At 71.5% G+C, this 23,793-nt stretch carries 21 protein-coding genes and 1 other RNA gene; 6 read left to right on the top strand and 16 right to left on the bottom strand.

The window, feature by feature from the left end:
- Positions 1-29: 29 nt before the first annotated feature.
- On the bottom strand, positions 30-1,955 hold the full coding sequence (locus IPK37_14810; GenBank protein ID QQS00171.1) for an acyltransferase: 1,926 nt from the start codon (positions 1,953-1,955) through the stop codon (positions 30-32).
- A gap of 165 nt (positions 1,956-2,120) precedes the next feature.
- Positions 2,121-2,942: an RDD family protein gene (locus tag IPK37_14805; GenBank protein QQS00170.1), complete on the bottom strand. Its 822-nt coding sequence runs from the start codon at positions 2,940-2,942 to the stop codon at positions 2,121-2,123.
- 104 nt (positions 2,943-3,046) lie between these two features.
- Between IPK37_14805 and IPK37_14800 the strand changes: the two genes are divergently transcribed.
- Positions 3,047-3,571: an Lrp/AsnC family transcriptional regulator gene (locus IPK37_14800; protein QQS00169.1), complete on the top strand. Its 525-nt coding sequence runs from the start codon at positions 3,047-3,049 to the stop codon at positions 3,569-3,571.
- Between the two features lie 45 nt (positions 3,572-3,616).
- Here the strand turns inward: IPK37_14800 and IPK37_14795 are convergent, their stop codons facing one another.
- From IPK37_14795 to IPK37_14780, 4 genes are all read right to left on the bottom strand, one after another.
- Positions 3,617-5,395, bottom strand: coding sequence for a DEAD/DEAH box helicase (locus IPK37_14795; GenBank protein QQS00168.1), 1,779 nt, complete (start codon positions 5,393-5,395; stop codon positions 3,617-3,619).
- An 84-nt stretch (positions 5,396-5,479) separates the two neighbouring features.
- A complete protein-coding gene (locus IPK37_14790) occupies positions 5,480-5,785 on the bottom strand; it encodes a DUF3039 domain-containing protein (GenBank protein ID QQS02909.1) in 306 nt (101 codons plus the stop codon).
- A gap of 132 nt (positions 5,786-5,917) precedes the next feature.
- Positions 5,918-6,472, bottom strand: coding sequence for a YqgE/AlgH family protein (locus tag IPK37_14785; GenBank protein ID QQS00167.1), 555 nt, complete (start codon positions 6,470-6,472; stop codon positions 5,918-5,920).
- 9 nt (positions 6,473-6,481) lie between these two features.
- Positions 6,482-8,872 carry a DEAD/DEAH box helicase gene (locus IPK37_14780; protein QQS02908.1) on the bottom strand — a complete coding sequence of 797 codons (2,391 nt, stop codon included), beginning with the start codon at positions 8,870-8,872 and terminating at the stop codon, positions 6,482-6,484.
- 306 nt (positions 8,873-9,178) lie between these two features.
- Between IPK37_14780 and IPK37_14775 the strand changes: the two genes are divergently transcribed.
- A complete protein-coding gene (locus IPK37_14775; protein ID QQS00166.1) occupies positions 9,179-9,559 on the top strand; it encodes a thiol reductase thioredoxin in 381 nt (126 codons plus the stop codon).
- A gap of 66 nt (positions 9,560-9,625) precedes the next feature.
- On the opposite strand, the gene ssrA is transcribed toward IPK37_14775, so the two are convergent.
- From ssrA to ftsE, 6 genes are all read right to left on the bottom strand, one after another.
- Positions 9,626-9,993: a transfer-messenger RNA gene (ssrA, locus tag IPK37_14770) on the bottom strand.
- 227 nt (positions 9,994-10,220) lie between these two features.
- Positions 10,221-10,634: a pyridoxamine 5'-phosphate oxidase family protein gene (locus IPK37_14765; GenBank protein ID QQS00165.1), complete on the bottom strand. Its 414-nt coding sequence runs from the start codon at positions 10,632-10,634 to the stop codon at positions 10,221-10,223.
- Positions 10,635-10,703: 69 nt separating this feature from the next.
- A complete protein-coding gene (gene smpB, locus IPK37_14760) occupies positions 10,704-11,183 on the bottom strand; it encodes an SsrA-binding protein SmpB (protein ID QQS00164.1) in 480 nt (159 codons plus the stop codon).
- Positions 11,184-11,208: 25 nt separating this feature from the next.
- Positions 11,209-12,462, bottom strand: a complete 1,254-nt coding sequence (locus tag IPK37_14755; protein QQS00163.1) for a peptidoglycan DD-metalloendopeptidase family protein — start codon at positions 12,460-12,462, stop codon at positions 11,209-11,211.
- A gap of 306 nt (positions 12,463-12,768) precedes the next feature.
- Positions 12,769-13,662: an ABC transporter permease gene (locus IPK37_14750; GenBank protein QQS00162.1), complete on the bottom strand. Its 894-nt coding sequence runs from the start codon at positions 13,660-13,662 to the stop codon at positions 12,769-12,771.
- Between the two features lie 5 nt (positions 13,663-13,667).
- A complete protein-coding gene (gene ftsE, locus IPK37_14745) occupies positions 13,668-14,360 on the bottom strand; it encodes a cell division ATP-binding protein FtsE (protein ID QQS00161.1) in 693 nt (230 codons plus the stop codon).
- Between the two features lie 375 nt (positions 14,361-14,735).
- Here ftsE and IPK37_14740 point away from each other — a divergent pair, with 375 nt between their 5' ends.
- The 4 genes from IPK37_14740 to IPK37_14725 are packed head-to-tail and all read left to right on the top strand — an operon-like array spanning position 14,736 to position 18,525.
- Positions 14,736-16,241 (top strand): methylmalonyl-CoA carboxytransferase subunit 5S, encoded by a 1,506-nt coding sequence (locus IPK37_14740; protein QQS00160.1) that lies wholly within the window; start codon positions 14,736-14,738, stop codon positions 16,239-16,241.
- A gap of 33 nt (positions 16,242-16,274) precedes the next feature.
- On the top strand, positions 16,275-17,834 hold the full coding sequence (locus IPK37_14735; GenBank protein QQS00159.1) for an acyl-CoA carboxylase subunit beta: 1,560 nt from the start codon (positions 16,275-16,277) through the stop codon (positions 17,832-17,834).
- Between the two features lie 31 nt (positions 17,835-17,865).
- Positions 17,866-18,150, top strand: coding sequence for a hypothetical protein (locus IPK37_14730; protein QQS00158.1), 285 nt, complete (start codon positions 17,866-17,868; stop codon positions 18,148-18,150).
- Positions 18,151-18,162: 12 nt separating this feature from the next.
- A complete protein-coding gene (locus IPK37_14725; protein QQS00157.1) occupies positions 18,163-18,525 on the top strand; it encodes a biotin/lipoyl-binding protein in 363 nt (120 codons plus the stop codon).
- A 105-nt stretch (positions 18,526-18,630) separates the two neighbouring features.
- On the opposite strand, the gene IPK37_14720 is transcribed toward IPK37_14725, so the two are convergent.
- The 4 genes from IPK37_14720 to IPK37_14705 form a co-directional block, all read right to left on the bottom strand.
- Positions 18,631-18,906 carry a hypothetical protein gene (locus tag IPK37_14720; protein QQS00156.1) on the bottom strand — a complete coding sequence of 92 codons (276 nt, stop codon included), beginning with the start codon at positions 18,904-18,906 and terminating at the stop codon, positions 18,631-18,633.
- 80 nt (positions 18,907-18,986) lie between these two features.
- Positions 18,987-19,961 (bottom strand): alpha/beta hydrolase, encoded by a 975-nt coding sequence (locus tag IPK37_14715; GenBank protein ID QQS00155.1) that lies wholly within the window; start codon positions 19,959-19,961, stop codon positions 18,987-18,989.
- A 525-nt stretch (positions 19,962-20,486) separates the two neighbouring features.
- The gene (prfB, locus tag IPK37_14710) at positions 20,487-21,611 is read right to left on the bottom strand and encodes a peptide chain release factor 2 (protein ID QQS00154.1); all 1,125 of its coding nucleotides are present in this window, start codon (positions 21,609-21,611) and stop codon (positions 20,487-20,489) included.
- 111 nt (positions 21,612-21,722) lie between these two features.
- Complete coding sequence (locus IPK37_14705) at positions 21,723-23,780, bottom strand: hypothetical protein (protein ID QQS00153.1); 2,058 nt, start codon at positions 23,778-23,780, stop codon at positions 21,723-21,725.
- Between the last annotated feature and the right edge of the window lie 13 nt (positions 23,781-23,793).

Genomic DNA, 23,793 nt, shown 5'->3' with positions numbered 1-23,793 from the left:
AGGGCGTACGACACGGTTCGGGACGCCGGTCAGGGGGCCTTGGGCGCCACCGTGACTCGCGAGAGGACCAGCCGCGCGTAGGCCTCGCCGCCCGCCGGACCGAGGTGGATGCCGTCGGCGGCGAACCACTCCGGGTGCCCCTTGGCGTGGCTGTGCCAGTCGGCGACCTGGACCGTCGCGTAGTCGGGTGCCACCCCCGCGATGCTCTCGACCGCCCGCGCCTCCCAGCTGCGCGGCACCTTCGGCGTCACGAGCACGACCTGGCGCACCGCGGGCACGCCGCCGAGCGCATCCAGCGCGGCCCGCAGCTGCTCCTGCGGGACGAGGCCGTTGTCGCCCGTGTGGATCAGCACGACGTCGGAGTCGATGCGCCCGGCCCGCGCGTCCTGCCCGACCTGGGCCAGCGTGGTCCAGCTGTGCTGCCCCTCCCTGGCCTGGTTGATCACGGACCCGACCCAGCGAGTCAGCGCGGGTTGGGCGCCGAGGGCCACCGAGTCGCCGTAAACGGTCATCGTCAGGTCGCGGCGCGGCGTCACCTGATCGGGGGTGAGGGTGGGGACGGGCTTGGGTACGCCGTGCCGGGGCGCTGCCAGCGGCGCCCGAAGGTCGGGGAATTCCACGTGGGGCGGGACGACGAGGGTCAGGCTGAGCCCCGCCAGCAGCTGGGCCATCGCCAGCCGCACCTTGTCGACGCCGTTGACGCCACCGGCGCCGCCAGGACCGAGCGCCTGGCCCGGCGTCAGCGGCGCCTCCGCAGGCGTCGGGAGCGGGTCCGCAGGCGCCGGGCACGCCCAGGCCCGGCGCCAGCCGCGACGGCGTACCGGGTCTTCGACCAGCCGGTAGGACAGCTCCGCGAGCACGACGGTCAGGGTCACCCGGAGCAGCGCGACCCGCAGCCCGGTCCAGGGCAGATCCAGTTCGGGGCGGGTGAACGCCACCACCGGCCAGTGCCACAGGTAGAGGCCGTAGGACCGGCGCCCGACGTACCGCAGCAACCGCCCCGACAGGGCGGCCTCCAGCGGACCCGGCCGGGAGGCGACCGCGACGACGACCGTCGCGAGCACGGCCACCAGGGCGAAGCCGACGCGGTAGAGCAGCGGGTCGTACTGGTCCACGACCACGACCAGGACCCCGAGGGAGGCGAGCGCCAAGACACCGAAGATCGTCGGCCGCCACCCGGCCGGGCGCAACGCGGGCGTCAGCGGGCCGAACCCGGCGCCCCCGCGCCGGAACGCCAGCGCCGCGCCGAGCAGCAGCCCGCTGGCGTGGCTGTCGGTGCCGAAGTACCACCGGCTCGGGTCCCCCAACTGCGGGGTCGCCGTGAGCGCGGAGCCCAGGCCCAGGACCGCCGCCGAGGCCACCGCGAGGGCGAGGCTGGCGGAGCAGAGCGCGAGCCGCGCCCGCCGCAGGTCCGGCGCGTGCCGCAGCAACCCCGCGATCAGCAGGGGCCAGAGCAGGTAGAACTGCTCCTCGACGGCCAGGCTCCACAGGTGCGCCAGGACGGGCGGGCGGCCCACCGACTCGAAGTAGGACCGCTCGTGCAGGATGTACCACCAGTTCGAGGTGTACGTCGCCGCCGCCCCGACATCCCCGGCGAAGACCCCGAGCTGGTCGCGCCCGGCGGCCAGCATCGCCGCGGTCGCACCCACCAGCAGGAGCAGGACGGCGGGCAGCAGGCGGCGGATCCGCGCGGCCCAGAACGCCCACAGCCGTACGGCGCCCAGCGAGCAGCGGGCCCAGAGCTGGCTGCTGATGAGGTAGCCCGAGAGGACGAAGAAGACGTCCACCCCTAGGAAGCCTCCCCTGACATAAGGAAGATCCAGGTGGTAGAGCACGACCGCGGTGACCGCGAGTGCGCGGAGGCCGTCGAGGCCCGGCAGGTAGGTGCGTCGACCGGACGATCCGGTACGGCGATTGCGGTCCCGAACTGCGGCGTTCGCGACCTGCTGATGCACCGGGGTCCCTCCGTGGCTGCGCTCGTTTCGTCGAGCGTGCCACGCAGGCGGGGCGCCTCGCGGGCGCCACACCGGGCCGTCGTGCGAGTTATGTCGCGTGGGAGGGCCCGAGCGCGAGGCAAGGTGGCCGGCGGACGCCGCGTGCGCCTGCCGCACCCATCCCGGTCAAGGCCGGTCCGGCTCCCGCATCACAACTTCGGTCCCGCCGGCCAGGTCGTGCAACGTGCGGCGATCGCGATCCAGCGTGCCGCGGCCCAGGTCGACGAGCGTGAAGAGCACGCCGAGATCGCCCAGGACCGGCGTGCCGCCCGCGATCTGACCGGCGACCTTGACCCCGCTGCGCCGGCTCGCCGCCTGCATCGACAGCGCGCGAGGTTGGCCCGGGCGGCCGGGTTCGCCCGGATCGCCGGTGACCCGCACCCGGATGTGCAGGAGGCGCCGCCCCCACGTGGTGCCGAACTTCGTCAGGGCGATCAGTTCGTAGAGAAAGTAGACCAGCGTCGCCGCCGTCCACGCCGCGGCGACCGCGGAGACCAGTTCCGGCGGCGGCGTGGGCAGTTCGCTCCCGCGCACCGAGGCCGCCTGGCTCGCCTGCGACCACGCGGCCAGCTGATCCCAGCGGGTGGCGAGGATCGCCATCGTGACGGGCAGGCCCATGGCCAACGTCAGCCCGAGGTCGACGGCCCACGCGAGCAGCCGACGCCACCACGGCGCCAGCAGGGTCCCGTCGGCAGCCCGGCGGCCGGGCAGGGGCCGGACCGGGACCGGCGGCCTCGCCGGTCCCCCGGCGACCGGCGGCCTGCTGGGCTCTCCCGACGGCGCCTCCCCCCACAGCGGTGCCGACGACGGCCCGGGCTCGGCCCCGGCCTCGCCCGCCAGCTGCCCCGGCCGGTCGGTCAGGTGCCCGGTCCACGACGCGCCGTCCCAGTAGCGCAGTCGGCCGCTACCCGCGGGGTCGTCGTACCAGCCGGGCGGAGGTGAGGGCATGGCTCCATCCTGACACCCACCCATCACCGCCCAGCGCGGCGAATGCCCCCCGGAAGGGACGAAAGGCACCCGGCGAGGGCCCCCGCGGGGCTACCCTCCTGGTCATGAACAGCGGTGTAGACGAGCTCGACGCGCGGATCATCTCCGTGTTCACCGAGCGCCCCAGCATCGGCGTGCTCGGGGCCTCCCGCGCGCTCGGGGTGGCCCGGGGCACCGTCCAGGCGCGGCTGGAGCGGCTGGCCGAGCGCGGCGTCATCCGCTCGATGGCGCCGACGATCAGCCCGGCCGCCCTGGGTTATCCGGTCACCGCGTTCTGCAGCCTGCAGATCCGGCAGACCACGGGGCAGTCCCCCGTGGGCGAGCATCTGGCGCACATCCCCGAGGTCATCGAGGCCTACACCATCACCGGCACGTTCGATCTCTTCGTCATCGCGGTGGCGCGCAGCAACGAGGACCTGCAGCGGGTCATCGACGCGATCGTCGACCACGACGACATCCAGCGGGCCTCGACGCAGATCGCGCTGGCGACCCACCTCGAACGACGTACCCTGCCGCTCGTCCGCGCCGCGAGCGAGCCCGAGCCGGCCCGCGAACGGGACGCCGCCGAGCGGCAGCCGCGCACCGCCTGACCGCGGTCGACGGCGCGGGCGACGAGAGCGATCGCCGCGGGTGGATCAGCGCCGCCCGACGAACCAGGCGCGGATTCGGTCGATGCGCGCGGTGACCTGCTCGTGGGTGGCCTGGTCCAGGGCGGGGCCGCCGCAGTCCCTGCGCAGCTCCGCGTGCACGACCGCGTGCGGCTGGCCGGTCTTGCGGGCGTAGGCGCCGACCAGCGTGTTGAGCTCCTTGCGGGTGCTCGCCAGGGCCCGGTGCGCGGCGACGGGCGCATCGGCGGCGCCGGGGTCGGGTCGGGCGGGTCGGGCGGCAGTACGCCGGGCGTGCCGGCGCTGCTTCTCGGCGAGCACGTGGGCGACCTGGTCGGGCTCGAGCAGCCCGGGCAGGCCGAGGTATTCCTCCTCATCGGCGGACCCCGGCGCCGAGGCGAACCCATATTGCTCCGCGTCGAACAGGACGTGGTCGAACTCCGCGTCGGAGGCCAGAGCCTCGAAGCCGGGCTGGTCGTCCCCCAGGTCGGCCGTGCTGCGGGTCGCGTTCGCCTCCTCCAGGAGCGCCTCCTCCGGCGCCCACAGCCCCTCCTCGGCGGCCTTGACGGCCCGGTCCAGGGCGTGATCGCGCTCCAGCTCCAGCGCGGCCGCGTGCGCCAGGATGGCGGGCACGCTCGGCAGGAACACGCTCGCCGTCTCCCCCCGCCGCCGGGTCCGGACGAACCGGCCCACGGCCTGCGCGAAGAACAGCGGGGTCGCGGTCGAGGTCGCGTAGACGCCGACCGCCAGGCGCGGCACGTCGACCCCCTCGGACACCATCCGCACCGCGACGAGCCAGCGGGACTCCGCGGCGGCGTACGTCTCGATGCTCGCCGACGCCTTCGGGTCGTCCGACAGCACCACCGTGGGGGGCTCGCCGGTGAGCTGGAGCAGGATCGCGGCGTACGCCCGGGCCTGCGTCCGGTTCGTCGCGATCACCATGCCGCCGGCGTCCGGCACGTGCCGGCGGACCTCGGTGAGCCGCTTGTCGGCGGCCGCCAGCACCGCGGGGATCCACTTCCCGCGCGGGTCGAGGGCCGTGCGCCAGGCCTGCGCGATCATGTCCTTCGTCAGCGGCTCGCCGAGGCGCGCGCCGACCTCGTCGCCGGCTTTGGTGCGCCAGCGCATCGCCCCGCCGTACGCCAGGAAGATGACCGGCCGGACGACGCCGTCGGCGAGTGCCTGGCCGTAGCCGTAGGTGTAGTCACTGGCCGAACGGCGGATGCCGGCCTCGTCGGGCTCGTAGCGCACGAACGGGATCGGGTTGGTGTCGCTGCGAAACGGCGTCCCGGTGAGGGCCAGCCGCCGCGTCGCCGGTTCGAAGGCCTCGCGGATCGCGTCACCCCAGGCGCGGGCGTCCCCGCCATGGTGGATCTCGTCGAGGATGACCAGCGTGCGCCACCGCTCGGTCCGGCTGCGGTGCAGCCGCGGGCGGGTGGCGACCCCGGCGTACGTCAGCGCGATCCCGTCGTAGTCGGCACTCGTGCCCCCGGCCGCATTGGTGAAGTTCGGGTCGATGTGGATCCCGACGCGGGCGGCCGCGTCGGCCCACTGGGTCTTGAGGTGTTCGGTGGGCGCCACCACGGTGATCTTCTGGACGATCCCCGCCTCGAGCAGCTCGGTGGCAATGCGCAGGGCGAAGGTCGTCTTGCCGGCGCCCGGCGTCGCGACCGCCAGGAAGTCTCGCGACGAGCTGCCGCGGTAGATCTCCAGCGCCTCGGCCTGCCAGGCGCGCAGCTTCGCGGCGGTGCCCCACGCCGCCCGCTCCGGGAAGGCTGGGGACAGGTGGGAGGCGGCCGAGGTACTCATCGCCCGGCCACCGTACCCGACCGGACGGCGGGCTCCCCGCGCGCCCACCGGACCTGGCGTGTCGGCGATCTCACCCTGAGGGGGCTACTCCTCGCCGTCCGCCGGCTCGCGAAGGCCCTCGTAGATCTCCTTGCAGACCGGGCAGACCGGGAACCGGTTGGGGTCTCGGCCGGGCACCCAGACCTTGCCGCACAGGGCGATCACCGGCTGTCCCGACAGGGCGCTCTCGAGGATCTTCTCCTTGCGGACGTAGTGCGCGAAGCGCTCGTGGTCGCCCGGCTCCGACAGCTGCGTCTGGGTCGCGGTCTCCTCGCGCTCCAGGACCGAGGTGGCGGTGCCGGGGCCGAGGGGCCCGCCAGGGCCGTACGGGTCGAACGGGTCCGGCGGCATCGGCGGCTCCGCGCTGGCGAGGCCTCCACCAGGGCCCCAGGCAACGGATGGCGGGTTCGGCGAGGTCATGCGCGCCAGTGTAGGCCCCGCGCGATTCGCCCGGCCCGGCCCCGCTCGCGTCCCGCCCGAGCCTCAGTTGCGCTCGGGATCGTCGGGCAGGTACGCCACGAAGGCGAGGCGGTTGCGCTGCCGCCGCAGCACCCGGCGCCACAGCCCGGTCGGTTCGGGGCTGAACACGTCGGTGGTCTCGCGGCCCACGACGTACCAGCTGTCCTCGGCCAACTCCGCCTCCAGCTGGCCCGCGCCCCAGCCGGAGTACCCCGCGTAGATGCGCAGGCCGCCCACGTGGCGGGCCACCTCCGCCGGATCGCTGTCCAGGTCGACGACGCCGACGGGGCCGAACAGGCGGTGGACGCAGGGCGGGTCGCCGGCGCCGGCCAACCAGCCCAGTCCCAGCGCCGTGTCGAGCCCCACCGGCCCGCCCTGGAACAGCTCGGCGGGCTCGCTGAGGTGCGTCGACCACCCGGTCAGCACGCGGTCCACGGCGACGCCGAGCGCCTTGTTCAGGACGACGCCGTGGGCGCCCGCCTCGTCGTGGTGCAGCAGCAGGACGACGCTGCGCCGGAACATCGGTTCGGTGATGCGCGGCGTCGCGACGAGGAGCTTCCCGGTCAGCGAGGTCGTCACGACGATGGGCTACCCGGCTTCGCGCCCCTTCATGCGTCGGCGGTCCCCCTCGCGGGCCGGACGCCGCCCGGGGCCGCCGGGGCCCTCCGGCCGCCGCATGGGTCGCCGGCGCGGCGGCGGCTCCACGATCCGCAGGTAGGACTCCTCGGGGACGGGGATGCCGGTCGTCCGTCGGGCGCCGGTGGCCGCCAGCAGCGCCTCGTCGCCGGGACCTGCGGCCACGGGGACGACGTCCACGCCGGCCGCCGCAACGAGACGCTCGACCGTACGGCGTTGGTGCGGCAGCGCCAGCGTCACCACGGTGCCGGGCTCCCCGGCGCGGGCCGTGCGGCCGGCGCGGTGCAGGTAGTCCTTGCCGTCCATCGGCGGGTCGACCTGCAGCACGACGGAGACGTCGTCGACGTGAATGCCCCGCGCGGCCACGTCCGTGGCGACCAGCACGGGCATCCGGCCGTCGCGGAAGGCCGCGAGCACCCGGTTGCGGGCGCCCTGGTTGAGCCCGCCGTGCAGCGCCGCGGCGAGCACGCCCTGCTCGCGGATCTCCCGGGCCACCCGGTCGGCGCCCAGCTTGGTGCGCACGAAGACGATCGTGCGGCCGTCCCGGTTGGCGACCTGCGCGGTGACCAGCTTCTTGTGCGTCGGCTCGACCAGCAGGACGTGGTGCTCCATCGTGGTCACGCTCGCGGTCGCCGCGTCGGTGGCGTGCTCCACCGGGTCGGTGAGGTAGCGCTCGACCAGCTCGTCGATGCCCTTATCCAGCGTCGCCGAGAACAGCAGGCGCTGGCCGCCGGGCGGAATCATGTCGAGCAGCGCCGTGACGTCGGGCAGGAAGCCCATGTCGGCCATGTGGTCGGCCTCGTCGAGGATCGCGACCTCGACCGCGTCGAGCGCAACCGCGCCGCGGTCGACCAGGTCGATGAGCCGGCCCGGCGTCGCGATCAGCAGGTCCACGCCGCGCTCCAGCGCCGCGAACTGCGTCGCGTAGGCGAGCCCGCCCGCGACGAGCTTGTGCCGCACCCCGGCCACGTGGGCCAGGGGCTCCAGTGCGTCGCTGACCTGGATCGCCAGCTCCCGCGTGGGCACCAGGACCAGCGCCTTGGGACGCTTGGGGGCCGCCGGCTCGCCCGCGGCGAGCCGGGTCAGCGTCGGCAGCCCGAACGCGAGCGTCTTGCCGGAGCCGGTGCGGCCCCGGCCGAGGACGTCACGGCCGGCCAGCGCGTCCGGGATGGTGGCCGCCTGGATCGGGAACGGTTCGGTGATGCCGTCGCGGGCCAGTCGCCGCACCAGCACCTCCGGCAGCCCCAGCGCGCTGAAGGCGTTGTCAGGGGCGACGGTCGGGTCCGGCAGCGGCCCGCGATCCGGGATCTCCCGGCTCTGGGGTTCCTGCCGGCGCATCCGGTCGGCGTGCGGGTCGGGGCGGTGGGCCGGCCGGCCCTCGCCGTACCGGCGGTCGGTGCGCCGCGGCTCGCCGCCGCGGTAAGCGCCCTGGTCGGGGTCCCGCCAGCGCGGCGGCCCTGCCGGGGCGCGGTCCTGGTCGCGGCCCGGTCGGTCGTCGCCGCGGTGAGGCCGCTGCGCATCGCCCTGCCGCTCCCACCGCTCGGTGCGCGGCTGCCAGGACCGGTCGTCGCGAGGGCGGTCGCCGTGGTCGGCAGCGCGACGGTACGGCGTGCGATCGTCCCGGTTCGGCGTCCGCTGGTCCCGGCGGTCGTCCCGCTCGTAGCGCGGCTTCTCGCCGTAGCGGGGCCGATCGTCGCGGCGATCGTCCCGCTCGTAGCGCGGCTTGTCCCCGTACCGGGGCCGCTCATCCGACCGGGGTCGCTCATCCGACCGGGGACGGTCGAAGCGAGGACGCTCGTCCCGACGCTCGTAGCGAGGGCGCTCCCCCTGGTCGGCCGTGCGGCCGTACGGCGCCCGGTCGTCCCGACGCGCCGGCCGCGCATCCCGGCGATCGTCCCGCTCGTAGCGGGCCTTGTCTCCGTAGCGGGGCCGCTGGTCGCGGCGGTCGTCACGCTCGTAGCGCGGCTGGTCGCCGTAGCGGGGCCGCGCGCCCTGGTCGGCCGTGCGGCCGTACGGCGCCCGGTCGTCCCGGCGAGCCGGCCGCGCATCCTGGCGATCGTCCCGAGCGAAGCGCGGCTTGTCCCCGTAGCGGGGCCGCTCATCGGACCGGGGCCGCTCGCCCCGATACCCCGATCCCAGCTGACCGGCCGCGTCGGCGGCGCGGTCATCGGAACGGCGGGGGCGGAAGGGGGCGCCGGTCTTGGCGTACCGTTTCGCCGCCTCGCGGGCCCCCGGTGCGGATCCGCGCGCGGGCGCGGCTCCGCCGCGGGCCTTGCGGGCCTCGGCCTTCTGGGCGGTGCTCCACCGCGCTTTGGCGCGCGCGGTCGTCTTGCTGGCCTTCATCGTGCTGTCCTTCGGTGTGGCGGGCACGATGAGCCGCACCATGATTCGCGGATCGTGCCGTCGCCGGTCGGAGACCGGCGAACGGGCCGGGAGACGGGTCGCCTGTCCCGGCGGGCCTTGGCAGGCCGCAATGCCTACCAGGGCTGAAGTGGAGGTGTCCCGCGCGAGCGGAGTGCTCGCGACCAGGTCCGCGTGCTGCGGAAAAAGACCCGCGGTGAGCGGGCGGAAGCCATCCTACCAGCGGCCGGGCTTCGGCCCGCGCGAGGGCCGGGGAATGCCCGCCCGGGGATCGTCGTTGGGCAAGGCATGAGCACCCAAGCGCTGACCGCCGACACCTTCGAGAAGACCGTCACCCAAGACGGCATCGTCCTGGTGGATGCCTGGGCCGCGTGGTGCGGCCCGTGCCGCCAGTTCGCGCCGGTCTTCGAGGCCGCGTCCGAGAAGCACGCCGACGTCACGTTCGCCAAGCTGGACACCGAGGCCGAGCCGCAGCTCGCCGGGATGCTGGAGATCACCTCGATCCCGACCATCTTCGGGTTCCGGGACGGGGTGTTGCTGTTCGCCCAGCCGGGCGCGTTGCCCGCCCAGGCCCTCGACCAGGTCATCGAGCAGATGCGCGGCATCGACATGGACGAGGTCCGCGCCGAGATCGCCAGGCAGCAGGCCGCCGACCAGCCGGAGGCCTGACGTACGAAAAGGGCTCACCCGCAGCGGGTGAGCCCTTTTCGCGGCCCTGCGTGACGTGTCCGCGGTTGGTGGAGGTGGCGGGAATCGAACCCGCGTCCGCCGGCACCGAACCAGGACTTCTCCGGGTGCAGTGCGCTATGGATTTTCTCGGCCTCAGGGCTCGCGCGCACACGTCCCCTGACAGGCCCAGTCGAGTAAGAGTCCCGCGCACGTCCCCCGACATGACGGCGCAGCAAGCTACCTAACTGACGCCAGGAACTGAGTCGGCAGCGAACTCAGGCTGACGGACTTCGAGGCTCGCTCAGGCGGCGAGGGCGAAGTCGGTGCGCTTGGAATCGGCACCTATTGGTTTGCCGGGATCGTTTACGAGATAACCCGACATCCTCGACCCGCTTCCCCTGGAATGACGACCGTCGTCGAAACCGATCACCCCCTTGGGGCGGGCACGTCACGCTGTGCAGTTCTCAAACCCACCAGACCGTACGTCGTCGCTGGGCGACGCCGTACCGTCATGCGGTCTTTCAGGATACCTCGGCCAACGCCGGGAGCTCGACCGCTTATTCCGGCCGGCCAGCTTGCAGGCCCCGAGCCAGCCGGCTGGCCCGAGATGCCCGAGGGGCCCGAGCCGGGCGGCCCGGCCCGCGCGAGCCGGGCTGGTCGGTCAGTCCTCGCCGCGCGCCCCGAGCTTGAACCGCCGACCGCTGACCTGGTCCGGGGTGATCTCGAGGTAGTGGTACTTGGCGGTGGACACCCAGGGGCGCAGCGGCAACGTCTCGAAGAACTCGCGCTCCTCGTCGGAGTCGAGCTCACGCGCGCGGCCATAGATGATGACGCTGGTCGCCTCGGTGGGCCGGACCTGGTCGAACTCGAAGGCAATCTTGTGGTTGATCGTCACGCTGAGCAGCTTGGACCCCGACGCGGTGCGGATGTAGATCTTCCCGTCGCGGGCGCAGTAGTTGACCGGGCAGATGTCGGGGTCGTTCGCCACGGAGAACGCCAACCGCCCGAACTCGTGGGACTCCAGCAGCTCCCAGCAGCGGTTCTCCTCGAGCACGGTCACGACGTCATCGCTCATCGCCGGAAACTCCCTCTCTCGCCACTGCGCCGGCCCGAGACGTTCAGGGGTCGGCCCGTTGCTGGCAGCCTAGCGCTCCGCACGATGCGACATGGCGCGCTCGGCCTCGCGACGATCCTGCCGTTCCCGCAGAGCATGCCGCTTGTCGTACTCCTTCTTTCCCTTGGCGAGGGCGATCTCGACCTTGGCGCGGCCGTCCTTGAAGTACAGGGCCAGGGGCACGAGGGTGTGCCCGGCCTCCTTGCTCTTGCCGGCCAGCTTGGCGATCTCGTCGCGGTGCATCAGCAGCTTGCGCTTGCGCCGCGCCGCGTGGTTGGTCCAAGTGCCCTGGGTGTACTCGGGGATGTGGACCCCCTCCAGCCAGGCCTCGCCGTCGGCGATCGTCGCGAACCCGTCGACCAGCGAGGCCCGTCCCATCCGCAGCGACTTCACCTCGGTGCCCTGCAGCACCAGCCCGGCCTCGACGGTCGCCTCGATGTGGTAGTCGTGGCGCGCCTTGCGATTGCGGGCGACGACGTTGATGCCCTTGTCCCTGCCCTGAGCGCCCATGAGGGCCAAGCCTAAGGCAGCGGCGTCAGAACCAGCCTCGCGGGTTCACGGGGGCGCCGCCCACGCGGACCTCCCAGTGCATGTGGCAGCCGGTGGACAGACCGGTCGACCCGACGTACCCGATCACGGCGCCCCGCGAGACCGACGCGCCGACGCTCGTCGCGTAGCCCTGCATGTGGTTGTACGTCGTGACGATGCCGCCACCGTGATCGATCCAGACCGAGTTGCCGTAGCCGCCCATGGGCGCCGCGTGAATGACCTCGCCGTTGCCGCTCGCGTGGACCGGCGTGCCGCAGGGGACGCCGATGTCCATGCCGGAGTGCAGCTCCCGGGTGCCCAGGATGGGATTGATACGCCACTCGAACTCGCTGGTGACCGGCCCGTTGACCGGGACCGCGAACTGGCCGCTGCCGCCGGACCAGGTGGCGCTCGGCTTGCCGTATTTGGCCGCCAGCAGCGCCGCGATCCGGTCGGACTCGGCCTGCAGCTGGGCGACCCGCTTCTCCTCGTCGCCCTTCTGCGCGGCGACGGCCGCGGCCGCCGTCTTCTGCTGCGCCTCGAGGGTGACGAGCTGGGCCTTCGTCTGGTCGGCGAGCTTGCGGGCCTCCTCGGCCTGCGCCACGGCAGCCTGGGCCTGCAGCTGCAGAGAGGCGATCGTACGCCGGGTCTCGGCCAGCTTGACCTGCTCGGCGTCCGCCTTGGCCTTCTGCGCGGCGAGCTCGGCCAAGACGGCGTTCTGGGTGTCGTTGACCTTCTCGACGACGTACATGTTGTTGGCGAGGTCCTTGGCCTTGTCCGTGTTCAACACGGCCGCCAGGCGTTCGAGCCCGGATCCCTCGTAGGCCTCGCGCGCGATGTTGTCGCGCAGGTCGGTGTTGCGGGCCTGCTCGGCCTTGATGGCGGCGATCCGAGCGAGCCCGTCCGCCTCCTCCTTCTTGGCCTTGACCAGGTCGGCGTCGATCTTGGCCTTCCGCTCGGTGGCGGCCTTCTCCTGCGCCTGCGCCGAGAGCAGCGCGCGCTGGGCGGCCGCGATGTTCTCCTGCGTCTTCTGCAACGCGAGAACGGCCGCCTGGGCGGCGGCCGACAGGTTGGCGAGTTTGGCGCGGGAGTCGTCGAGTTGCGAACTCACGCGGTCGCGTTGGGCGTCGATGTCGTCGGCTCGGGCCGGGCCGCCGAAGGTGCCCCCGGCGACGAGGGCGCAGCCCACCGTCATGGCCCAGGCCGCTCGGGACCGTCGACGACGTCGGGCGTAGGTCGCCTTCGTGTCGTTCTCGTACACCAGTGACCGCCTTAGGGTGCTCGACTGCCTGTCCGGGTGACCCTCGGCCGCCGCCTGGTGGCACCGACCTGCGGGGAAACCCAATTCCACGGTAGGGGAGCCGGACTGACCGACCGGTTCGACACGCCCACAAGGTCGCGGCGGGCACGAAACCCCGAATTATCTTATCGTTCCCCGCGGCTCGCTCTTGAGGGCCCCGGCGGTGACGGGCGCCCAGCGGCGCCGTACGGCGTTCTCCGCGGGCGAACGGGCGCCGCCCCGCCGGGCCGCCGTACGGCGTTCTCCGCGGGCGAACGGGCGCCCCGGTCAGACGCGAACGAACCGCACCAACGCGATCCAGGACACGATCACCCCGACGCCCAACCCGAGCAGGGCCATCCACGGGGTGACCGCCCAGACGTCGGGCACGTCGACCCAGCGGAAGTCCTGGAACCGCTGGGCCAGTTGGTTCACGCCGAAGCGGACCAGCGCCCACAGGCCCAGCACGGCGAGGCCCGTGCCGGCGAGCGAGGCCAGCACGGTCTCCAGCATGAAGGGCAACTGGATGGCGGCCTTGCTGGCGCCCACCACCCGCTTGATGCCGGTCTCGTGGCGGCGGCTGTAGGCGACCTGGCGGATCGTGGTGCCGGTCAACAGGATCGTGCACACCAGCATGAGCCCGGCCAGCGCCCACGCGACATACCGCAGCACGTCCATCACCCGGAACAGCGGGTTGAGGATCGCCCGGATGTCCTTGACCGTGGACACGCCGGGAGCCCCGTTGAATGCGGCGTACATCTTGTCGTAGTCCTGGGGATCGGCCAGGTGCACCCGGTAGGCCGCCGGGATCGCCTCCTTGGGCGTATCCCGGAAGGCGGGGTTGGTGAACTGCTCCCGGAAGCGCTTGTAGGCCTCGTCCTGACTCTCGAACGCGACCTCCTTGACGACCGGCTTCATCGACTCCAGGTCGGCACCGACCTTGTCGATCTGCGCCTGGGTGGCGGCCTGCCGCCCGCAGGTGGGCTCGCTGGAGTTCTTGGTGCACAGGAAGATCGAGACCTCGACCTTGTCGTACCAGTAGCCCTTCGCGGTCTCCACCTGGCGTTGCGCCAGCAGGCCGACACCGAAGAAGAGCAGCGAGACCGCGGTGACGATCATGATCGAGACGGCCATCGAGGCGCTTCGCCGCAGCCCGTTCCAGGCCTCGCCCAGCAAGAACATCGGTCTCATCGCTGCCCCCCGCCGTACACGCCGCGGGCCTGATCCCGCACGACCGCGCCGTCGTCGAGTTCGATGACCCGCCGGCGCAACTGGTTGACGATCTCGTCGTCATGGGTGGCCATCACGACTGTGGTGCCGCGCCCGTTGATGTCGTCGAGCAGGGAGACGATGCCCAGGCTCGTCGTGGGATCGAGGTTGCCGGTGGGTTCGTCGGCGAGCAGCAGCGTGGGGTTCTTCACCACGGCGCGGGCGATCGCGACGCGTTGCTGCTCGCCGCCGGACAACTCGCTCGGCAGGCGCTTGGCCATCCCCGACAGCCCGACCAGGTCCAGCGATTCACCGACGGAGCGGCGGATGGCGCGACCGTGGTGGCCGAGCACATGCATGACGTAGGCGGTGTTGTCGTAGACCGTCTTGTCCGGGAGCAGCCGGAAGTCCTGGAACACCATGCCGATGTCGCGGCGCAGCTTGGGCACCTGCCGGCGGCGCATGCTCGTCACCTCCCGCCCGGCGACGGTGATCCGGCCGGCGGAGGGGCGCTCCTCGCAGAGGATGAGCCGCATCATCGTCGACTTGCCGGAACCGGAGGCGCCGACAAGAAAGGCGAACTCGCCGTCGCCGATGGTCAGGGTCACGTTGTCCAGGGCCGGGCGCTGGGTGCGTCCGTAGCGCATGGAGACGCCGTCGAAGTCGATCATGCGTTCAGCTAGTCCTCGTGGGTCCGTTCTCGGGTGCGTGGCCGGGTTCCTGCGTCGGGGCCTGGGTCGGTGTCAGGTGCGTGGCGGGTGCCGCGGTACGCCGGGAGACCGCACGGCCCCGGGTCCGGGCGACCGCCTTCGGCCCCGTGGTGCTCGATCGCCAGCCTACGGCGCGATCTCACGCGCTGCGGTAACCCCAGGTCCCAGCGGCGTTGCGGCCCGGGCCGGCCCGACGGCCGGCGCCCCCGATCCCGGCGGGCAGATCCCAGATGGCGAGCCGATCTGTTCGAAGACCGGGATCCATACCTCGACAAACGAAGACGTTCGTCCTTGTTTCCCCGCAGCCGTCGAAACCGACGGGGCGCCCATGGTTGGATGAGCCCCATGACGCGACAGATCGGTGTGACAGAGCTCGCCCTCCGGGACGCGCACCAGAGCCTCATGGCCACCCGGATGGCCATGGAGGACATGGTCGACGCATGCGCGGACATCGACAAGGCCGGCTTCTGGAGCGTGGAGTGCTGGGGCGGCGCCACGTTCGATTCCTGCATCCGATTCCTCAACGAGGATCCCTGGGAGCGCCTGCGGACGTTCCGCAAGCTCATGCCCAACTCGCGCTTGCAGATGTTGCTGCGCGGCCAGAACCTGCTCGGCTACCGGCACTACGCCGACGACGTCGTCGACCACTTCGTCGAGAAGGCCGCCGAGAACGGCATGGACGTCTTCCGGGTCTTCGACGCCCTGAACGACCCGCGCAACCTCGAGCGCGCCATGGCCGCCGTGAAGAAGTCCGGCAAGCACGCGCAGGGCACCATCTGCTACACCACATCCCCGCTGCACACCACGGAGGGCTACGTGCAGCTGGCCCGGCAGCTGCGCGACATGGGCGCGGAGTCCCTGGCCCTGAAGGACATGGCGGCGCTCCTGAAGCCCCAGCCGGCGTACGACATCGTCAAGGCCATCAAGGCCGAGATGCCGGACATGCAGATCAACATCCACTGCCACGCCACCACGGGCGTCACGCTCGTGTCCCTGTGGCGCGCGATCGAGGCCGGCGCCGACGTCGTCGACACGGCCATCAGCTCCATGTCGCTGGGCCCGGGCCACAACCCGACCGAGTCGCTCCAGGAGATGCTGGAGGGCACCGACTACAGCGCCGATCTCGACAAGGCCCTGCTGCGCAAGGTGCGCGACCACTTCGCGGTCGTCAAGCCGAAGTACGCGCAGTTCATGAGCGCCTTCTCCGTCGACACCGACATCTTCGACAGCCAGATCCCCGGCGGGATGATCTCCAACATGGAGTCCCAGCTCAAGCAGCAGGGCGCCGGCGACAAGCTGCGCGAGGTCCTCGAAGAAGTCCCGAACGTCCGCAAGGCCTCCGGCTACCCGCCGCTGGTGACGCCGTCCAGCCAGATCGTCGGCACCCAGGCCGTGTTCAACGTGCTCATGGGCCCCTACAAGGTGCTCACCGCCGAGTTCGCGGACCTGATGCTGGGTTACTACGGCCACAACATCGGCGACTACGACCCGGAGGTCGTCGCCAAGGCCAAGGAGCAGACCGGCAAGGAGCCGATCGAGCAGCGGCCCGCGGACCTCATCCCCGCCGAGTTCGAGACCCTGAAGAAGGAAGCCGCGGAGGTCGAGGGCTTCAACGGCACCGACGAGGACGTGCTCACCTACGCGATGTTCCCCAAGGTCGCGCCGGGGTTCTTCAAGACCCGGCCCGAGGGCCCCAAGTCGGTGGCCAAGGATCCCGCCGAGGTGGAGGCCGAGAAGCTGGCCGCGATGAGCGACGGCAAGTCGGGTCCGGTGCGCGCCCCGATCCGCTACGACGTGACCGTCGACGGGCGCACGCACAGCGTCGCCGTCAAGCCGGCCTGAGCCCGGTCCGAGACCACAAGGAGGACGGCCGATATGGCAGACAAGCCGAAGACGATGGCCGATCGCATCGCGGAGCTCCGCGAGCGGCGCGCCAAACTCGAGGCCGGCGGCGGCGCGGCGCGCCACGAGAAGCAGCACGAGTCGGGCAAGCTCACGGCGCGCGAGCGTCTCGCCGAGCTGCTCGACCCCGGCACGATGGAGGAGATCGGGCTCTTCGCCGAGCACCGCACCACGATGTTCGGCATGGACAAGGCGGTCATGCCGGCGGACGGCGTGGTCACCGGGTGTGGCAACGTGCTGGGTCGCCCGATCCACTTCGCCAGCCAGGACTTCTCCGTCGCGGGCGGCTCCGCCGGCGAGATGCACAACACCAAGGTGAGCAAGGCCCAGCACGCGGCCCTGGAGATCGGCACGCCATTCGTGTGCATCAACGACTCCGGCGGCGCCCGGGTGCAGGAGGGCGTGGACTCCCTGTCCGGCTACGGCAAGGTGTTCTACGAGAACGTCATGCTCTCCGGGGTCTGCCCGCAGATCTCGATCATCATGGGCCCCTGCGCCGGTGGTGCGGTCTACTCCCCCGCGCTGACCGACTTCATCATCCAGACCAACGCGGCGCGGATGTTCATCACCGGCCCGGACGTCATCAAGTCGGTGACCGGCGAGGTCGTCACCGGCGAAGACCTTGGCGGCCCCATGGCGCACATGGTCCGCTCCGGGGTGACGCACTTCGTCGCCGAGACCGACGAGCAGGCCCTCCTCATCGCCAAGAAGCTGCTCAGCTTCCTGCCGAGCAACAACACCGAGGACCCGCCGTTCGTGCCCGGCCACGACGAGGTCGACCCGGACGAGTCGCTGAACGACATCATCCCGGACGACCCGAAGAAGGCCTACGACGTCCGCGACATCATCGTGAAGCTGGCCGATGCCGGGGACTTCCTGGAGGTGCAGGCCGGCTACGCGATGAACATCGTCATCGGCTTCGGCCGCATCGCCGGCAACGTCGTCGGGTTCATCGCCAACCAGTGCAACCAGATGTCCGGCGTGCTGGACATCAACGCCTCCGACAAGTCGGCGCGCTTCGTGCGATTCTGCAACGCCTTCAACATTCCGTTGGTCACCCTGGTCGACGTACCGGGCTTCATGCCGGGCACGCAGCAGGAGTACGGCGGCATCATCCGGCACGGCGCGAAGCTGCTGTTCGCCTACTCCGCGGCGACCGTCCCGAAGATCACCGTCGTGCTGCGCAAGGCGTACGGCGGCGCGTACATCGCCATGTGTTCCAAGGATCTACACGCCGACCGGGTCTATGCCTGGCCGAGCGCGGAGATCGCGGTAATGGGCGCAGAGGGCGCCGCGGGCGTGGTCTTCCGCAAGGAGATCGCCGCGGCCGACGACCCGGCGGCCAAGCGGCAGGAGCTCATCGACCTCTACCGCAACGCGTTCAGCACGCCGTACGTCTCCGCGGCCCGCGGCTACGTCGACGACGTCATCGAGCCCGCCGAGACGCGGTTGTACATTGCGCGCGCCCTCGAGGTGCTGCTGACCAAGCGCGACATGCGGCCCGCCAAGAAGCACGGCCTCATCCCGCTGTGACGATCGCCAGAGCAGACCAGGAAGGAACTTCATGAGCGACACCGGACCCGACGTCCCGGTCGCGCAGCTGCTCGAGGCCATCGAGAAGCTGACCGCACGGGTCGACCAGCTTGAGAAGCACATCAACCAGTTCCACCCGCCGGGTGACCTCCCGGAGGACGTGCTCCTCGCCATCAGCGCCGCCTGCGCGGCCTACCTCGGCCACCGGGCCAAGGTCAAGCAGGTGCACGTGCGTCGCCGCAGCAACTCGTGGGCCTCCATGGGCCGCACGGACGTGCAGCAATCGCACCACATCTCGCACGGCCAGACTTGGTAGAAGGGTAGGGACATGAAGCTCAAGGTGACGGTGAACGGCATCGACTACGACGTGAATGTCGAGGTCGAGGAGGAGCCCGCCCCCACCCTCGGCGCCATCATGATCGGCAGCACCTCGGCCTATGGCGTCACGCCGACGGCGGCCAAGGCCACCGCCGACGCCCGCAACGGGCTGACGGCGCCGCTCGCCGGGACGGTCGTGAAGATCCTGGTGAAGGAGGGTGAGGCGGTGAAGTCCGGCCAGACCCTGATGGTGCTGGAAGCCATGAAGATGGAAACCGAGATCACGGCGCCGGCCGACGGCACGGTCTCCGCCGTGGACGTCTCCGTCGGTGAGGCCGTCCAGGGCGGCCAGGTCCTGCTCGAGTGGGCCTGACGCGACAGGCATGAGTTGGTGCCGGATCGGCTAGGCACCGATCGGCACCGGGCAACGGGGGCGTTCGGCTTCGGCCGGACGCCCCCGTTCGCGTGTCGTGCGGGGTCAGCGGGTGATGCCGTCGACGTCCGCCTTGGCCTCGGCCAGCCCCAGCCCGGTCTCCTCGGTGGACCTTGATCGCCTTGATCTCCTTGCCCTCAGCGCGAGCTGGCGGACCCGCGGGGAGACCACGGCGGGGACAGGCAGTCTCGTCAGATCCACGCCACTGGCGTGGGCCAGGGCGTCCACCTGTGCCTCCAACGTCGCCACCCGACGCCGCAGGTCGGCCACCGCCGCACCGCTCGTCCCCGATCCGCCCCCGAACAGCTCAGCCCATCCCATGCCCCCAGGGTGCCACGCCAGGAGGGCGCGTCAGCGCCGGCACGACGCGCGTCGGGCGCGACCGCGCGCCGGGATGGCCGTCAGGAGAGGTCCGCCAGCCAGGCGCCCACGCGTGGCCAGGTCTGCGCCAGGCTGGTGCAGCCCATGAACAGCCCCACGTGTCCGGCGGCCACGAGCTCCCGACGTACGGCGTCCTTCGGCGTCCCGAACAGCCGCGCCGCCGCGAAGACCTGCTCCGGCGGCACGAACGCGTCGGCGTCGCCGGCCAGGAGGTACAGCGGACAGGTGATGGCCTTCGGGTCCGCCGGCCGGCCCAGCACCGGGAACCCGCCGTGCGCGAACTCGCTGCGCAGCGAGAGGTGCTCGATCGCCTCCAGGTAGAGCCGTCCGGGAAGGTCCGGGGTCTCGTCGTCCCAGGTGGCGAAGTCCCGCCCCTGCCGGCGCCGCTCCGCCTCCGCCAGGTCGTCCCAGAGGTCGGGCTGCGGGGCCAGGCCCACCTCCGCGGGGTCCAGGCCGGGCCAGGCGTCGAACAGGAACTCACCCGGGAGCACGCCCCGGCCGGCGCGCACCAGCGACTGGTGGGTCGACAGCGGAGTGCGCACGACCAACCGGCCCATCGGCCCGTCGACCGCTTCGCCGTCGACGGGCGTCCCGGCGAGCACCAGCGCGTTGACCCGCTCGGGGAACCGCGCCGCCAGCAAGGCGCACATCCACCCGCCCAGGCCCAAGCCGACGAGGTTCGCCCGGCCGCCGAGGTCGTCCAGACAGACGAGGAGATCCTCGAGGTAGTTCTCGATCCCCAGGTCCGCCATGTCGGGCGTGGCCGAGCGCCAGCTCGTCAGGTACAGCGGCCCCACGCCCGCCGCGCGCAACACCGCCATCAGGCTGTGCCCCGCGTCATGATCGGCGATCGTGGTCGCGTGGCCCACGAAGGGCGCGACGACGATGGTCGGGATGCCGGTGGCGGCGGGGGCGCTGTGGTCTCTGATCTCGACCGTGCGCAACCGCAGGTGGACGCTCTGGTCAATGGCCGAACCCAGGTCGATGAGGCTCATGCCCTTAGCATCGTCCGGAGTGATCAGTTATTTATGCTGATCAGAGGTCCGTGATCGAAATCTCTACGCGCCAGTAACAAAGGGGCTGATGCGCCCCGCGTGACCCACCTCTCGTGTGGGCCAGCTCACCGTCCCGCCGATCAGGCGTGGGCAGGCGAAGCCGTCCGGGGCGACGCCTGCGGCGCCGTCGTCGGACGCGCCGCAGGCGTCTTCGCCCCGATCGGCACCTTCCCGCCAAGACTCTCGATCTGGTGGGCCGTCACCTCAGGAGCCTCCTCCGCGGGGCTCAGGAGAAACGACGGCCATGCTGACGGGACACTGCCCGATGTCTTCGCGCTCACCCCTCCATCATCGTTCGTGGAGGTCAGCCGCATGAGCCAACCGCTACTCACGAGTCTGCAACGTGAGCAAGGTCTCAGTCAGCCGCCGCCCGTCCTAAGCCTTCGCTGCCTTCTTCGACGCGCTCGTGCGCTCCTGGTCGCGCTTCTCGAACTCCGCTGCGGCCCGGCCCGCGCTGCGCTGGTCCTAGCCTTCGCTGCCTTCTTCGGCGCGCTCCAGCGAGCGCTTCCAGCGGATCCCCGCCTCCAAGAACGCGTCGATGTCCCCGTCGAAGACCGCCGCGGTGTTGCCGACCTCATACTCGGTCCGCAGGTCCTTCACCATCTGGTACGGGTGCAGGACGTAGCTGCGCATCTGGTCACCCCACTCGCCCTTCACGTTGCCGGCCAGCGCCTTCTTGGCCGCGGCCTCTTCCTCCTGGCGCTTCAGCAACAGGCGGGACTGCAGCACCCGCAGCGCCGCAGCCCGGTTCTGGATCTGGCTCTTCTCGTTCTGCATCGAGACGACGATGCCCGTGGGGATGTGCGTCATCCGGACCGCCGAGTCCGTCGTGTTGACGCTCTGGCCGCCCGGGCCGGAACTGCGGAAGACATCCACTTTGATCTCGTTCTCCGGGATCTCGATCGAGTCGGTCTGCTCGATCAGCGGAATGACCTCTACTGCCGCGAAACTCGTCTGCCGGCGGCCCTGATTGTCGAACGGGCTGATCCGGACCAGGCGGTGGGTGCCGGCCTCGACGGACAGGTTGCCGTAGGCGTACGGCACCTTGACCTCGAACGTCGCCGACTTCAGGCCCGCCTCCTCCGCGTAGCTGGTGTCGAGGACCGCCGTCGGGTAGCCGTGCCGCTCCGCCCAGCGCAGATACATCCGCAGCAACATCTCGGCGAAGTCCGCCGCGTCGACGCCGCCAGCGCCCGACCGAATGGTGATGACCGCCTCGCGCTCGTCGTACTCCCCCGCCAGCAATGTGCGCACCTCGAGCTCACCGACCGCCGTACGCGCCGCGCGCAGTTCCGTCTCCGCCTCGGCCATCGTCTCGGCGTCGTTCTCCTCCTGGCCCATCTCGACCAGCGCCTCGAGATCGTCGATGCGGGCATCCATGCCCTCGATCCGCTCCAGCTCCGCATTGGCCCGGGACAACCGGCTCGTCACCGCCTGCGCGTTCTCCTGGTCGTCCCACAGATCCGGGGCGCTCGCCTGCCGCTCCAGATCCTCGATGTGCGCCTTGAGCTTCGCGACGTCGGTGACCTCACGGACCGACGCCATCGTCGCCCGTAGGTCTTTGATTTCGGCGGGAAAGTCGGTGGCCACGAGGATCGAGTCTACGGCAGGGCGGCGCAGCCCTCCGCCCGGGCTCACCCACGTCAGCAGGGGTCCCAGGGCCACGCCGGCCCGGTCGCGGAGCCGGCTTCCCCGGGGCCGTCACCCCGGCAAGGTGATGTCGACGCAGGTCCCTCCCCCGGGCCGCTGCCGAGCCGAGATGAAGCCGTGGTGCCGCTCGACCACCCGCCGAGAGATCGCCAGCCCCAGCCCGGTGCCCGGGTAGCGCCGAGCCGCCCCGGAGACGCGGTGGAACTCCTCGAAGATCGAGGCCTCCTCCCCCACGGGCACCCCGATGCCGCGGTCGGCGATCGTCATCGTCAGATAGCCGGAGGCGGTGCGCTGGCCGCTGATCTCGATCTCGGCGGGGTGCCCCTCCACGGTGTACTTCAGCGAGTTCCCCACCACGTTATCGACCACCTGGCGAATCAACGCGCGGTCACCGCGGAGCTGAAAGGGCACCTCCGCCTGGATGGTCGGCGGCGTCGCCTCGGCAGGCAGCCGCGCTGCCACGACCTCGTCGACGAGCGCCTGAAGATCGAACTCGGTCACCACGAGGTTGCCGTCCCGCGCCAACGCGTAGGCCAACAGGTCGCCGAGGAGGGTGTCCATGCGCACGGTGGCCGCGCTGATGTGGTCCAGACCCTCCTCCGCGGCGTGCCCAGCGCCCCGGTCGCCGAGTTCCTGGCGCAGCGTGTCCACCCACATCACGATGGCCGCGAGCGGCTGCCGCAGATCGTGCGCCACCACCCGGGCGAAGGTGCGCAGCTCGCTGAGCTGGCGACGTTCCTCGGTGACGTCGCGCAGGATCGCCACCGAGCCCAGCTCTCCGGCGTCCAGCATGTGCGATTCCACCGAGACCGTCCGGATCGGCACCCCGACCGCGTCCCGCAGGACGAGGTCCACCGGCGGCAACGGCGGGGCCTCGCGAGGCAAGACCATGCCCCGGTCCAGGGGCGCCCCGAGCCCCGACAGGCCGGACCGCGGGGACCCGACCTCCCGCGCGGCGCCTCCTAGGGCGCCCTCGACGCCTTCGCCGTTTCCGATCATCATGCCCACGGCGGCCTGATTGCGCAGGAGGACCGCGCCCTTGGCGTCCAACACCACCACGCCCTCGCTCATCGAGCCCAGGATCGTGCGCAGCAGGCTCGTCTGCTCCGCCAGGCGCATGCGGTCGCGCGACAGCTCCTCGAAGAGCACCGCGCGTTCCTCGCGATCCACCGACAGAGCGAGCGAGACCACCAGGGCGACGAGGAGCACGAAGTGCAGCAGCGCGCCCTGGGCGTCGGTGGGCAGCCAGTCGTAGGGCCACTGACCCGCCACCCCCAAGGCGATGAGGCTGCCGCCGACCGCCACCAGGTAGACGTAGCACTGCAGCACGGACATCAGCGAGCTGGCGACGACGGCGCACAGCAGAATGGCGAACGACAGGATCACGCTGAGGTCGGTCTGCGTCAGGAAGAGCACCATCCCCGCGGTGAGAGCGAGCGCGACCGGTACGACGTACCACGGTGACTCCCGCGCCACGTAGCGACGCCGCTCCCCGAGGACGAGGAGGCCGATCAGCCCCAGATAGGCCAGCGAGCTGAGGTTGCGCAGGTACCAGTAGCCGGCGCCCGCCCAGTCGAGCGCCCGGAAAGCGACGGCCACCACCGGCACCGCCAGCCACGATGCCGCCACCCCGAGCGTGCACGCGGTGACATAGGTGACCAGATCAGCGGTGATGAGGAACTCCCGGCGCCGGCTGCCGCGGCCGGACAGATAGAGCTCCGCGGTGACCACGGCGGCGATGCAGTTGGACACGCCCGAATAGTTCCCCACCGGGGTGGGGCGGCCGGTGTGCAGCGCGATCAGCGCGGAGGACGCCACGATGAAGGCGATCACGAGCCAGAACGGCGCCCGCCGGTACTGGCGGCGATCACTGACGAACGGCACCAACCAGGCGAAGGCGATGCCGATGGCCGGCCACGTGGCGGCGATCTGGGCATCGCCCACGAGCAGCCGCCGGCCCGACCACACCGCCACGCAGTAGGCGAGACACCACACCGGGTGCGCCGTCCACGGCGAACCCACGGGATCGAGACGACGCCTCAGCGCCGCGACGAGCGGATGGGGTGTCGTCTCCTCCGTGAGATCTCGAACGAGTTGCCGCACCGGCATATTCCCACGATCG

Origin of the sequence: Austwickia sp. (genome assembly GCA_016699675.1) — a bacterium.
Lineage (GTDB): Bacteria > Actinomycetota > Actinomycetes > Actinomycetales > Dermatophilaceae > Austwickia.
This window is presented reverse-complemented; position numbering and strand designations above follow the sequence as displayed.